This window comes from Helicobacter sp. 23-1045, from assembly GCF_053654655.1.
On the sequence record NZ_JBSIUR010000001.1, the window covers coordinates 118,020 to 130,565 of the forward strand.

Sequence of the window (12,546 nt, forward strand, 5' to 3'; positions counted from 1 at the left end):
TTCCTTTTATTGCTTTGAATCTTGCGAATCTTTTGAATCGTTTGGATTTAAACTTAGCGATTTGATTAGAATGTCAATCATTTGATTTTGGTGTGTTGTCGCATCTTTTTCTGTCCATTCATATTCCTCTGCCCCTTCATCTTTATTTAGATTTGCACACATTATGAAATATTTTAGACTTTCTAATCTGCCTCGTTTAAGCTGTCCAATAACTTTGTCTTTTTTAAATTCTTCTAATTTGTTTGATAAAGATGAATTTAAATTTTGGCTTATGAGCGCAAGATTGCCAAATATATTAAGATTCCATTCATTTTGTCTCTTAATTTCGCGTTCCATTGCGCTAAAATGCTCTATTGAACCTAACATTCTAAAATGAAAATATTTTGAGTTTAAAACGCATTTATCTTTGTTTAAGTCAAATGTATAATCCCCTATTGTTTTATTAAAATCACCAAGTTTTTCTGGTGCATATTTGCCCCATTTCCACAAATAATACTCCAAGCGATAAAACCAATAATGCGGCGTTGTTGTGCCATTTGATAGATATTTTGTTAAAAAAGATTCATCGATTGTAAAATTCTCATCTCTATAATACTCTTTTAGATTCACATTGTGAATCTGTTTAGTATCCACTTTTTCTAAATGTCCTATAAGTTTTATTTCTAATAGATTTGGCTGTTTTGAGTTGTTTGAATCGTCTTTTTGTTTTATAAGACATTGTGGCGGGGTTAATTCATTTTTTATTTCATTATTGTATTGCAAAAAGTTGCTCATAATGCCAAAATTTTTGATTTCGTTAATTTCTTGTTCATCTTTACTATCAATCAAAAAACACAAAAAGTTCGTTAGCCAATGCTCGTAATTTTGATTTGTCCCACGCCGTGCTACACGCAAATAATTTTGCACCATTTCCAAATCTTTCAAACCTGAATCAACGATATATTTGCCATCAGAGCCTAATCGTTTGATTTTATACGAACTTTCTTTATCGTTTATATCTTTATCGGTTTTAGCGGTAAATTTAATCACAAAACTATCAAAAAGCACACGATAGCGGAGCATAGATTCGATAAAACATTCAGCTTTGTTGCTGTTCCATTCATTTGGCTTTATCATATCTAAAAGTTTATCTTTGCTTATTTGAAAGTCTTGTGGCATTTTTTCGTTTTCTTGTCCCACAACCCAAAGTTTATAGCAATGCAACAAAAATGTAGGAAAATCAATGATAGATTCGACTTGATATGTTTCACTTTCACTACTTTGAAAAATGTATTTATCCATATCACTACACAAATCCCAAATTTTGGCGTATTTTTTCCATTCATCGTCATTGTCATTGCCTTTTATTTTATCTAAGATTCGCGCTTTTAAAATCTCGTGTTTTTCAAGTTGCACTCCACGATTATTCATTCGCACAAAGAAGCGATTTAAATCCGTTTTTTTCGCCAAAGCTACAAAAACAAAGCAAACTTTTGTATAAATATATTCTGCAAATTTTTCTATATTATCTTTGCCAATATTTTGCTCAAACCACGATTCTATGCACTCAAAAGCTTTTTTAATTTTTTCGTTGATATTGCTTTGGGGGAAACTAAAAAGTTTTTCATTTTTCTTATCGTTATTTTCGCCTTTAAAATCAGCAATTTTTCTTGCAAGTTCTTTGAGCGCATTTTCCTCGTTATCTCGTATAGGCATAGCGATTCGCAAGTCATCGCCCTGCATAATAAAATCTTTCCAATTTGGGCAATTTTGACTTGCAAGGTAAAACCCCATAAACCAAAGCGTAGTAAGCCTTTGCTGTCCATCGATAAGCACAAATTTATTTTTATCATCTTTATCCACACTTGTAGTGATATTGCCGATGAAATACTCTTTATTTTCGTTTTTTATTGTGTCTTTTGTGGTTTTATCATCGCTATTTTTTGAATAGTTTGGCTTCCACGCATTTTTCATATCATCAAGCAATGTGTTAATTTCTATCTCGCCCCACGCATAAAGCCTTTGATATGGTGGAATCTCAAAGCGATATGTTTGAATCTGCTCTATCGTTTTCTTTTCTGCATTATTTTTCATTTTGCTCTCCTTTATTTTTATTTTGTGGATTTTTTTGGTATATGTGCTGTAATGCCATATTTTTTGTATTCCTCTTGCATTACAGCAAGGTATTCCGCTTCTTTTTTAAATTTAGTGTTATCGCTTTCTTTTGCTTCATTGGCAAGTTCCGTTTCGATAAAATCATTTAATTTATATTCAAGTTCTTGCTCATAACTTGCATAGTAAATCAAAGGTAAAAGCCTTATGCCATACTTCTCTGTTATTGTATATTTAAGAGATTGTTCGCTTATTCTCACACTAAACACCGCCCTTGCGATAAGGCGTAACATATAATCAATCTTGCCATTTGGAAATTTATTTAGGTAAATAAGACTTGACATAAGATAGAGTTTTAGAGCATAGTCAAAGCCACCTTTATCTTTTAATCCATTCAATTCCGCATAAAGCCTAAAATCTTTCATTCTTTTATAATGTGTATCAAATTCTTTAAGATATTCAAAGAAATCAACCCCACCCATAAAATTTTGCAAGATTCCTAGTGAATTTTGCGTTGGATTTGGCTCATCTTTTCTAAATCGCTGTGGAATCTCTTTGCAAAATTCATTATAAATTTTCATAGTTTCCTCTATGTTTTCATTTTGTTTGTGTTTCATTATCCACTCTCTCGCAAGTTTTAGCACACGGTTTATAAGGATATTTAAATCATCTCCCCTTGTCGCAAGATTTTCAAAAAATCTTGCATAATGCGGAATCTTATCCTTACAAGTGTCCTCTAATGCTCTTAAATGATATGCCTTGATTAAATCATAACTTTCAAGGCGTTTGCCTTTGGCGTTTGCGCTATCAAAAAATATAAAGGCATCATCAATGCTATCTGTAAAAACGCAAACAAATTCTATATTGTTTTTTAGATATGTCAAAAAGCTATTTTTGTCTCCGCCATTGAACCAATTTTTGATAGCTTCATTTGCTTTTCCTTTTGGTGTTTGCGGTGTTTTTGCATTAGTTTGACTATTTTGATTTTCTTCTTTTTCTTTTTCTGCAATTTCCCTGCCATTTATACTGCCAGCCTTATTGTCATCATCGCCAAACAACGCTTTTGACGAATCTAAGTATTTTAAAACCAAATCCAAAGTCGTAAGCCTTTGTTGTCCATCGACTATATTAAATTCGTTGCCCTCGATATGGACAATCAAACTACCCAAAAGATAGTTTTTGCCCTCTTTTCTTTGCTCATCTATATCCTCAAGCATAATCTTTACCATATCCTCGCTCCACACATAAGCGCGTTGATAAAATGGGATTGTAAGCTGATATGCTGAGCTCTCGCCACTTTTTAACAAAGTTTGCATTTCATTAGAAAATTTTTTAAATTTTTCATTACCTAAATCTTTGTCAATCAACTCACCAAGCGTTAAAACGCAAGTTTCTACCATATTTGCTCCCTTTAATATAAATTTTAAAACTGCAATTCTATCATATTTTTTTAAGATTCGCACCACATTTTTTTTAAAATTCGCAGATTCGCGCCTATATATCATTTGTATTGCTATACTCATCTAAAAACTCATAGTATTTTTCCATCAGCGATTCCAAAACGCCAAATCCTTGCAATTCATCTTTTTTGGCAAGTGCGTAAGCTTGTCTATATATGGATTTTATGTTTTTTAGTAGTTGGGTTTGCTTTGGCGTGAGAAGTTGCAAATATTTTGCATTGCCTTGTAGCGCACCTGCACTTATACTATGAATCAGCTCGTGAAGTAGAGTTCGTGCCAATCTATATATAGAATCTGCAAATTCTTTTTTGGTAAATATTTCTATGTCGTTTTGATTAAAACGATAATGTGCTAACCTGCCCCTGCATTTGCGTGTGGTAAAGGTGATTTTGACTTTGCGCTTTTTTGCGATAGGATAAGTTTTATCAAAGATTTCATCATTTAGCGAATCTTTATTGTATCGCTTAAACAGTGCTAAAATAATCCCAAAATCCTCATCATTAGCCAAATCAAACGCATAATCTTGCGCGATATTATTATCAAGTAGAGTTAGATTGTATTGTATGAGATTTAGCGAATCATATAGTTTGCGATATTTATCGTGTGTTTTTTCCTGCTTTGCCAAAATCGCCTTTATATCGTTTGTATTTTCTATGCAACCTATATAATCTATTCTTACACTAATATTTTTATCTTTATAGAAATTCCACCAAAAATTTCCCATTGAAAGATTATCGCGGATATTTTCAAAAAACTCTCTTTTTTCAAGTTTAAGCGAATCTAACTCTTTATTGATTTTATCGACTTTGGATTGCGCTTTTTGTTTGTCGCATTGCGCTTGTGTGATTTGCTCTTTGATTTTTGTCATTAGTATTTGGTTTGTCATTGTTTATCCTTTTGTTTTGGTATTTATTTTTGTTGTTTCCTCAATCTCAAAGCAAACTTTTTTATACACAAACTCTGCGAATTTTTCACAAATAGCATTGCCTTTAAATACGCACGACTTTTCAAAATTATCATCAAACCAAAATTCTATGGCTTGAAGTAAGTTTGTGATATTTTCGCTAATACCCAAATCCCGCGCACAATCATCTAATCTAAATATAAAATTTGGAGCCAAAACTTGCTTCATAAATGTCCCAAACTTGCTCTCATCATCTTTTTGCGTAGGCATAAGGATTGCTGTCCATAATAAATATCGCCATAGCTCCCAATAAGTTCGCATTTGCCCAAAACAAATGCCTAGTAATATCACTATCCATATTTGTTTCGCCCCTTTTGTGATGATATATTTAGTGGCGGTATATTTTTTGCCATTATATTCTTTGTGTTCCTTTGCGACTATGATTTTGATATTGTCGATATGATATTTTGCTTTTGGATTTGTCTCAAAGGCTACTTTGATTTTGTCTAGCAAATCTTTTAATTCGCATTCACTCAAATCAAAACTTTGCGCCAATTCAATAGTGCCAAAACTAGAATATTCATTCCGCCTATGAAATCCGCCTATTGTCATTTTTCGCTTTTTTGTCATTTTTGCCTCCCATTTTAATTACACGATTCGCTTAAAAAATTATCACTATTTAGGCGCAATAAAAATCGCACACATTTATGCTCGACTTCATCGCTTATATTTGCGATGATATTTTTCATAAATTTTATTAGATTCGCACGGGGATATGATAGATTTTCATAAGTGGCAAATTCCAAAACGCTATTTGGCTTTATAATGCCACGCTCCAATCGCAGATGATAAAGAAAAGTCCATAACCACCGATAACCCCAGCCATTTTTGTCGCATTTGTATTTTAGCTCACTTTGCATTTTTGCTAATTCCATAAGTTGCCATCCGCCGACAATCGCACTCATTTTGCCACGAATCACAAAACAATCAAAAAGCACACGATAATAAAACATAGTTTCGATAAAATCTTTGTAGTCGTTTTTATCGCGGTAGCTAAGCAAAAATGCGTGTTTGTTAGATTCGCTATACCACATATATTCAAGCAAATTATCCGCCTTATGTGGAATCTTTGCCAAAATATCGCTCACATTTTCGCGCTCTGCTATCCAAAGCCGATAGCAATTTAGCAAAAATATAGGAAATTTTATGATAGATTTATGGCAAGGATTTGCAATGGATTCTTTGCCATTTTCATCAAAATGCGATTCAATTAGCGGACGATTCATATTCTCACATAGCTTCCAAATCTGCCAATATCTGCGCCACTCATCATTATCGCAACTATATATTTTAATGTGCATCATACCGTGTATAAACTCGTGCGGTTCGAGTTCTGCTGGATTTTTCTTTTTAGATTTATTGTCCATTTTGCACCTCCATTTTTTTGATTTATTGCGCTTGATTCGCGCTAAAAACTTGCGAATCTAAAAATGAAAAATACGCTTTTAGTGCCGAATCCAAAATGCCTATTTTTGCCAAACTATCCCTAAAAAGCGGATTTGACAGCTCTGCTAAAAATTCTTTTAGATTCGCAAACCCATAGCATTTGCGATTACACCACACTTTTAGCGTCATCTCGTGTGGCTTTGCGATTTCGTATAAATCTTGCAAATCTTTTATGGCGCAAATCTGCGTGGCAGATTCGTTTGAATCGCTTTTAAGATTCGCGTTTTTAAATTTGCCAAACGCCTCCAAACTCACACTATGAATCAGCGAATGAAGCAAATAATGTGTGCTTTTTGTCAAATCATTTGCAAAGATTTGGATTAGATTGTTTTCGCTCAAATATTTCGCTACGCCATTTTGTGCGACAAAGATGATTTTTGTAGCGCGAATCTTTGCTATCAAAAGCGTTTTATCAAAAATCACTTCGCTTAATTTATCATCATTGTATCGCTTGAAAATGCCTCTATCACGCAAAAATCACACTCATCGCTTAAATCAAAAATGCAATTTAGTGCGATATTATTTTTTAGCAAATCGCGCTCATATCGTGCGACTTGCAAGATTTGTGCGAATTTGTAGCCTTTTTTGTACGCCAAAATCCACGCTTTTTTAGGCAACGAAGTATCTATCAAATCTAACGCTTTGCCTAATTTTGCTTTGATTTGCGTGATTTTTGTGCTTAATTGCGCTAATTTTGCGCGGTTTTGTGATGTGATTTTCATTGCCTGTCCTTTTTTAAAAAATTGCTGATTCGTAAGCAAGTTGATTTACAAACGAATCTAAAAACTAACAATGAAATTACAACATATTTTGCGGACAGATTTTTGTCCATTTTTGTTTTTTTTGAAAAAAAATGCGGATTCGCGTGAAAAATTTTTGTGTAGATTCGCACGAAAATTTTACCTTATCACAATCTCCGCTCTGCCACTCTCACTCCCCACAATGTAAGTTTCCTCATATAATAAATGCGCATTTATGGTTAGTGTTTGTGGCAAATCTTTTGGCAAATCTGTGTTAGATTCGCGTGAATCAAACGCAGATTCGTGCAAATTTAAAGGAGAATCGATTTCAACTTTAAAATCCAAATCACTATGCCAATGCCCAAAAAACCACTCGATTTTTCCGCTTTGATTTAGGGCGATTTTTTGCGCCAAAATCTCCAACCACACGCAATTTTCATCATCGATTTTAAAGTCCAATCTCAAATGCTTATCAATGTGTGGCAAAAAGCACTTTGGGCAAGTGTGAGTGATGACAATGTCGATTTTATCCCTAAATCGCGCCAAATTTTGCAGGGCATATTTCATTTGTGATTGTGTGATATTTTCGCCATCCCACCACGAAATATTGCGCACTCTTTCAGCAATGTCAATGCTTTTTGCCCCGCCCATTGTGAAAATATTGCGCCCTGCGATTTGATAAATCTCCCCACGCCTTAAATGATAGCATTTATCTTTGATATATTCGCCCACGATTCCGCCAAATTTCTTGCGTTTGGGGAGTTTAGTTAGGCGATTAAAATTCTCGTGGTTGCCGTCAATAAAGAGCAGAGTGCAGGGTAGCTTTGCAAATTCTCTCATCAAAATAGATTCATTGCTATCGATTTCATCGCTCCACAGCACACCAAAATCCCCGCATACTACGATAAAATCACCTTTTTTGTAAGATTCGTCAATAAAAAAGACTTTTTCAATATCCACTATGCCGTGCGTATCGCCAAAGAGATAGATTGTGGGATTGTGCATTTTAACTACGCCTTTTTAAACCATTTTGGTAGATTATTTTCCATTGCTGAATCTTTAAACATATCAGTAAATGGGGATTTTAGGCGATATAATTCGCGCTTCTTATATGAACTTCGCCTAAAACTCTTTGCGCTACTAATATCCCACAAATCCAAATTTTAATTAAAAGACTTTGCGTCTAAAAACATTCTATTAAATTTTATAACTTTGCTAAATATTATCATTTTCTGCTAAATCCTGCAATTCTGTCATATCAGCTGGTTTGTATTTTGCCATTTTGTCTTTTTTTAATAAAATCATCGATGAAATTTTAACATAATTCAGATTTTGTCTGTTTTTTATAGTGAAATTGTATTTTATTTTTGGTTCAATTAACCTCAAACAATCTAAAATGTAGTATAGAATATTATACGCACAATAAAAACAAGTATTTACAGCATATAAAACCCCTGCAAGAATGTCAGAAGAATTAAAATTACGCAAAAAATCTTTTTTGCGATAGGGTGAAATCTGTTTGATTTTGTCCTAAATCTAAATTAAAAAAAAATACATTACACAAGTAGTTTTAAAATCACTGTTTTGATTATATGCTGGAATATTTTTTGCTAACAAGATTATGATTACTAAATATGTAAAATGGAGTATATCTTGAATTACTTTATTCAAAAAAAATATGATAAATTAAAAAATTTTTATCATAAGAAAGCATTGTATTATTTATATTTTATTGGGCTTATTATTGCATTTATTGCGTTAAATATTGATGATGGATGGCAAAAAGATATGCTGTTATCATTGGGATTTTTAGTTATTTTAATACCATCAATAGCTGATTTATATAGAGTTACTAAAAATATTATTGCAAACAATATTATAAGGTCCATTATGACTATTTTGCCATTCTCTTATATTCTTTATGGAATAGCGGAAATTTTATCAAAAGAGCATATTAGAACTATTGTAAATTTTATGCCAGATAGTTATACAACGGCAATATATTTTTTTGCAATATTTTATGTGGCTTGTATTTCAATCATTTTGTTTATGGCTATTTCGGCATTTATTTTGATGATATATTGTGTATTTTCTACGCTCAAAGATATTGAATTTATAAAAAGTCTATTTAGCGGCATAGAGAATTATATTATAAAAAAATTTGATTTTCAAAATAAGATTCATTTTGGAGCTTTTATGCTTTGTGGTTTATTTGCCATATTATACGTTATTGGCATTCTCGCACAAAAACCCGCTTTTTATTTTTCCAAATATGCTCCCTCAATCATTCATTATACTTCATACTATGAAAATGGCAAAATATGTTCTAAAATCAATGAAAACTATTATATAAAAATTTTGGGCGACAATCTAGCCTCTATTTCGCCATTCATCGGCAAAATAAATGATGATATATGGCAATACGACAAAGAAAAACAATTCATAATCAAACAATGCAATTAGCGCAAAGTCTAAATTATACTATTTCTATAATTTAATAGCTCGACTTAACTTAAAATGTATTTTGTCCTGTTAAATTTTATCGCTTCAATATCAAAACTTCGTAGAGAAATACTTTTAAAATCACACATAAACTGCAATCACACTTTTGCTTATCAAAAGTTGTGATTTGCGTTTCGACTTTTTTGCGCGAGAAAATGTGGTGGAGTTTGCGAGACAGATTCGCAGAATCTAGCAACACTTTTAATTTCTACAAATTCGCTTTTTTATCCCACGCAAAATATTCCAAAGGATTTTTGGCATAAATGCCTTGCTGTAAGCATAAATATTTGTTTTAAGCGATAATTTTTGATAACTTCACAGAATCTCAAAGTAAAATGGCGTTTTTCTCGCCTTGCGCCACCACAGCGCATCAAAAGGATTTTTTACAAAAAGCGGTTTTTTAAAATGCCCCATATTCCAATTTACCTTTTCCCAAGGTTTATAAGACGCCGCGAAGTGGATAAATAGCGGATTTTGCATTGCATCTTTTATCTCATCCTTGCAATACGCGCTAGGGCGGACAAAAAATCCATTGCGATATTCTTGCTGTGATATTTGTGTGGTTTGCCCTTCAAAATCAAGTCTGCGCCAATCAATCCACACAAAGTTAAAGCGAAATGGCAAAATTTTAATTTGCCCTTTAAATTTATAATTCAAAAAATCTTGGTCATAAAGTTTTAGCGCAAAAATCTCATCCATATTTTTTGCCCGATATTTTGTCATATCAATTAGCATCACGCCAGAATTGCAATAGTTTTGTGCGTCAAACAAATCCGCGCGATTTGCAAGTCCATTAGAAATAATCGCATCTTTTGCCATCGCAAGGGCATTTCCGCCTAAATCTATATGAAAAATCTCGCGCACATCGCTAGCACACATCACATCGCTATCCAAATACAGCGCAAAATAAATATTTTGCGGTAATAAATCTCCCATTTTTAGGCGAAAATACGCGCAATAATTCTCCCCACTCACGCCCCACGCGCCAAGTTCCTTAAAATAATCCTGCGAGAGATGATAGGTGCTAATAAAAAGCGGGTAGATTTTGGAGAGCTTTGCCTCCAATGCTTTTAATTTTGCTTTTGTTTGGGGCAAAATCGTGTCGGTGATGAGATGAAAGTGAAGCGGGAGATTTGGGTAAGATTTTGCGTGTAGATTCTGCGATTTTGGGGTAGATTCTACGATTTTTGTGGTTTTTTCGTTAGATTCTGCGTTTTTTACAGAATCTATCACATTCGCAGAATCTAACTTATTCTGCCCCCCCCCTATTTGATTTTTCGCCAAATTTTTCGCTAGATTCTGCGATAGATTCTACAATGCTTTGCATACAAACTGCGCAATATTTTACATAATTATCATCGCAACAAAACACGATGTGATAGGCATTATCTTTCATTTGCAATCCTTAAATTCAAAAAATAAAACGCATATTGTAGCATTTTAAACAAAATCAAAGTAAAATCCGTCCAATTTTTTTAGCAAAGGCACTTAAATGCAAGATTTACAAAAGCAGATTCTGCGATTAAAAGATGAGCTAGACGCGCTAATCGTGGCGCATTTTTATCAACGCGATGAGATTGTGGCAATCGCTGATTTTTGTGGCGATAGCTTGGAACTCGCAAAAAAGGCAAGTAGCGCAAAGCAAAATCTAATCGTATTTTGTGGCGTTAGCTTTATGGGGCAGAGTGTAAAGGTGCTTGCTCCGCAAAAGCGCGTGATTATGCCCCGTCTTGCGTGTTGCTCGATGGCGCGAATGATAGATTCAAGCTATTTTGATAAAAGTGTGGCAAAGCTCGAATCTTTGGGGATTACGGATATTTTCCCTATGACTTATATCAACTCAAACGCCGATGTCAAGGCAAAAGTCGGCAAAATGGGTGGCGTAGTTTGCACAAGCGCAAATGCCGCAAAAATCTTTGATTACGCAACTTCCACAAATAAAAAAATCTTTTTTATGCCAGATAGGTGCTTGGGGCTAAATCTAGCACAAAAAAACGGCAAAAAAGCCTGTGTGCTAGGCAAATGCACGGACGCAGAGATAATCGAATCTCACATAATCTGCTATGATGGATTTTGCTCGGTTCATCAGCTTTTCACGCCTGATGACATTGACTTTTACCGCGAAAAATTTAGCGATATTTTGATTGCCACGCACCCAGAATGCGACCCTGCGGTGGTAGCAAAAAGCGACTTTGTCGGCTCAACTAGCCAAATCATAAAGTTTGTAGCGGATTTAGAGCAAAGTGCAAAAGTCGCCGTTGGCACGGAGTTTAATTTGGTTCATCGCCTAACCAAACGAAACGGCAACAAAGAAAATATTTTTGTGCTATCCTCCACCAAACCGCTTTGCCCTACGATGAATGAGACGACTTTGCAGGATTTATACGCCGTGATGAGCGCATTTAAGGACGATATGCCCTATAATGAGATTTGCGAAAACGATGAGACGATAAAATACGCAAAAATGTCGCTAGAAAAAATGTTAGAGTTGTCATAAATGAGCGTTAGAGATTTTGTAAAATCCGTCATCGCAGAGGATTTGGGGCGTGGAGATTTGTTTGAGCGGTGCATTTCGCACGAGTTAGCGCATAAAAAGGTAGAGGCGCAAATCATCGCAAAAGAGAGCGGGATTTTTAGTGGCGAAGTTTATCTAAATGCGCTGTATGAGATTTTTAAAATCAACGCTGAGTTTTTAAAGGCGGATGGGCAACATTTTAAGCGTGGCGAAGTGCTTGTGAAGTTGCGTGGAAATTATATCGACATTTTGCAAAGTGAGCGCGTGGGGCTAAATATGTTGGCACATAGCAGTGGAATCGCCACAAATACGGGCAGATTCGTAGCAATTTTGCGCGAAAATGGTGCGAATCTAAAAATTTTGGATACGCGAAAAACGCGCCCATTGTTGCGTGAGATGGAAAAATACTCCGTGCGCAACGGCGGGGGGATAAATCACAGGTTCGGGCTTGATGATTGCCTAATGTTAAAGGATACAAATCTCGCACATATTGCGGATTTGAGTGCGTTTATCGCAAATGCAAGGGCGCAAATCTCGTGGGTTGCAAAAATCGAAGTTGAATGCGAAAGCATAGAGAGTGCCGAATCTGCGATGAATGCGGGTGCGGATATAATAATGTGTGATAATATGAGCGCAGAATCTGTGTCAAAAGTCGCCAAAATCCGCAATGAGAAATATCCGCATATTTTGTTAGAAGCAAGTGGCAATATTACGGAGCAAAATATCGCACAATACGCAAAGCTTGGCGTTGATGCGGTGAGTATCGGCGCACTAATTCATCAAGCGAAATGGGTAGATTTGAGCTTGAAAATGAAATAATGAAGGTGA

14 protein-coding genes are annotated in these 12,546 nt (G+C 34.6%); 3 read left to right on the forward strand and 11 right to left on the reverse strand.

Annotation, left to right across the window (positions count from 1 at the left end):
* Window positions 1-6: 6 nt before the first annotated feature.
* The 9 genes from ACWIUE_RS00705 to ACWIUE_RS00745 form a co-directional block, all read right to left on the reverse strand.
* A complete protein-coding gene (locus tag ACWIUE_RS00705) occupies window positions 7-2,073 on the reverse strand; it encodes a DUF262 domain-containing protein (protein WP_454133957.1) in 2,067 nt (688 codons plus the stop codon).
* A 17-nt stretch (window positions 2,074-2,090) separates the two neighbouring features.
* Entirely contained in the window at window positions 2,091-3,614 is a 1,524-nt protein-coding gene (locus ACWIUE_RS00710) for a DUF262 domain-containing protein (protein ID WP_454133958.1), read from the reverse strand.
* Window positions 3,586-4,437, reverse strand: a complete 852-nt coding sequence (locus ACWIUE_RS00715; RefSeq protein ID WP_454133960.1) for a hypothetical protein — start codon at window positions 4,435-4,437, stop codon at window positions 3,586-3,588. Before ACWIUE_RS00715 ends, ACWIUE_RS00710 begins: the two co-directional genes overlap by 29 nt.
* Before the next feature lie 3 nt (window positions 4,438-4,440).
* On the reverse strand, window positions 4,441-5,085 hold the full coding sequence (locus ACWIUE_RS00720; protein ID WP_454133962.1) for a hypothetical protein: 645 nt from the start codon (window positions 5,083-5,085) through the stop codon (window positions 4,441-4,443).
* A gap of 14 nt (window positions 5,086-5,099) precedes the next feature.
* The gene (locus ACWIUE_RS00725; RefSeq protein WP_454133964.1) at window positions 5,100-5,882 is read right to left on the reverse strand and encodes a hypothetical protein; all 783 of its coding nucleotides are present in this window, start codon (window positions 5,880-5,882) and stop codon (window positions 5,100-5,102) included.
* A gap of 22 nt (window positions 5,883-5,904) precedes the next feature.
* Complete coding sequence (locus tag ACWIUE_RS00730; RefSeq protein WP_454133965.1) at window positions 5,905-6,435, reverse strand: hypothetical protein; 531 nt, start codon at window positions 6,433-6,435, stop codon at window positions 5,905-5,907.
* The gene (locus tag ACWIUE_RS00735; RefSeq protein WP_454133967.1) at window positions 6,390-6,683 is read right to left on the reverse strand and encodes a hypothetical protein; all 294 of its coding nucleotides are present in this window, start codon (window positions 6,681-6,683) and stop codon (window positions 6,390-6,392) included. Before ACWIUE_RS00735 ends, ACWIUE_RS00730 begins: the two co-directional genes overlap by 46 nt.
* A 177-nt stretch (window positions 6,684-6,860) precedes the next feature.
* Complete coding sequence (locus ACWIUE_RS00740; protein WP_454133969.1) at window positions 6,861-7,706, reverse strand: metallophosphoesterase family protein; 846 nt, start codon at window positions 7,704-7,706, stop codon at window positions 6,861-6,863.
* A 5-nt stretch (window positions 7,707-7,711) separates the two neighbouring features.
* Complete coding sequence (locus ACWIUE_RS00745; RefSeq protein WP_454133971.1) at window positions 7,712-7,855, reverse strand: hypothetical protein; 144 nt, start codon at window positions 7,853-7,855, stop codon at window positions 7,712-7,714.
* A gap of 499 nt (window positions 7,856-8,354) precedes the next feature.
* Here ACWIUE_RS00745 and ACWIUE_RS00750 point away from each other — a divergent pair, with 499 nt between their 5' ends.
* The gene (locus ACWIUE_RS00750) at window positions 8,355-9,164 is read left to right on the forward strand and encodes a hypothetical protein (RefSeq protein WP_454133973.1); all 810 of its coding nucleotides are present in this window, start codon (window positions 8,355-8,357) and stop codon (window positions 9,162-9,164) included.
* A gap of 354 nt (window positions 9,165-9,518) precedes the next feature.
* Here the strand turns inward: ACWIUE_RS00750 and ACWIUE_RS00755 are convergent, their stop codons facing one another.
* Together ACWIUE_RS00755 and ACWIUE_RS00760 are read right to left on the reverse strand one after the other, a co-directional pair.
* The gene (locus tag ACWIUE_RS00755) at window positions 9,519-10,487 is read right to left on the reverse strand and encodes a glycosyltransferase family 8 protein (protein WP_454133975.1); all 969 of its coding nucleotides are present in this window, start codon (window positions 10,485-10,487) and stop codon (window positions 9,519-9,521) included.
* On the reverse strand, window positions 10,453-10,599 hold the full coding sequence (locus tag ACWIUE_RS00760; RefSeq protein ID WP_454133977.1) for a hypothetical protein: 147 nt from the start codon (window positions 10,597-10,599) through the stop codon (window positions 10,453-10,455). Before ACWIUE_RS00760 ends, ACWIUE_RS00755 begins: the two co-directional genes overlap by 35 nt.
* A 96-nt stretch (window positions 10,600-10,695) precedes the next feature.
* On the opposite strand from ACWIUE_RS00760, the gene nadA reads away from it, so the two are divergent.
* A complete protein-coding gene (gene nadA / locus ACWIUE_RS00765; protein WP_454133979.1) occupies window positions 10,696-11,700 on the forward strand; it encodes a quinolinate synthase NadA in 1,005 nt (334 codons plus the stop codon).
* Entirely contained in the window at window positions 11,701-12,537 is an 837-nt protein-coding gene (gene nadC, locus ACWIUE_RS00770; RefSeq protein ID WP_454133980.1) for a carboxylating nicotinate-nucleotide diphosphorylase, read from the forward strand.
* Window positions 12,538-12,546: the final 9 nt, after the last annotated feature.

Excerpts from the sequence above, each read along its gene's own strand:
- ACWIUE_RS00705 (WP_454133957.1), bottom strand. The coding sequence starts at position 2,073 with ATGAAAAATAATGCAGAAAAGAAAACGATAGAGCAGATTCAAACATAT.
- ACWIUE_RS00710 (WP_454133958.1), bottom strand. The coding sequence starts at position 3,614 with ATGAGTATAGCAATACAAATGATATATAGGCGCGAATCTGCGAATTTT.
- ACWIUE_RS00715 (WP_454133960.1), bottom strand. The coding sequence starts at position 4,437 with ATGACAAACCAAATACTAATGACAAAAATCAAAGAGCAAATCACACAA.
- ACWIUE_RS00720 (WP_454133962.1), bottom strand. The coding sequence starts at position 5,085 with ATGACAAAAAAGCGAAAAATGACAATAGGCGGATTTCATAGGCGGAAT.
- ACWIUE_RS00725 (WP_454133964.1), bottom strand. The coding sequence starts at position 5,882 with ATGGACAATAAATCTAAAAAGAAAAATCCAGCAGAACTCGAACCGCAC.
- ACWIUE_RS00735 (WP_454133967.1), bottom strand. The coding sequence starts at position 6,683 with ATGAAAATCACATCACAAAACCGCGCAAAATTAGCGCAATTAAGCACA.
- ACWIUE_RS00740 (WP_454133969.1), bottom strand. The coding sequence starts at position 7,706 with ATGCACAATCCCACAATCTATCTCTTTGGCGATACGCACGGCATAGTG.
- ACWIUE_RS00760 (WP_454133977.1), bottom strand. The coding sequence starts at position 10,599 with ATGAAAGATAATGCCTATCACATCGTGTTTTGTTGCGATGATAATTAT.
- nadA (WP_454133979.1), top strand. The coding sequence starts at position 10,696 with ATGCAAGATTTACAAAAGCAGATTCTGCGATTAAAAGATGAGCTAGAC.
- nadC (WP_454133980.1), top strand. The coding sequence starts at position 11,701 with ATGAGCGTTAGAGATTTTGTAAAATCCGTCATCGCAGAGGATTTGGGG.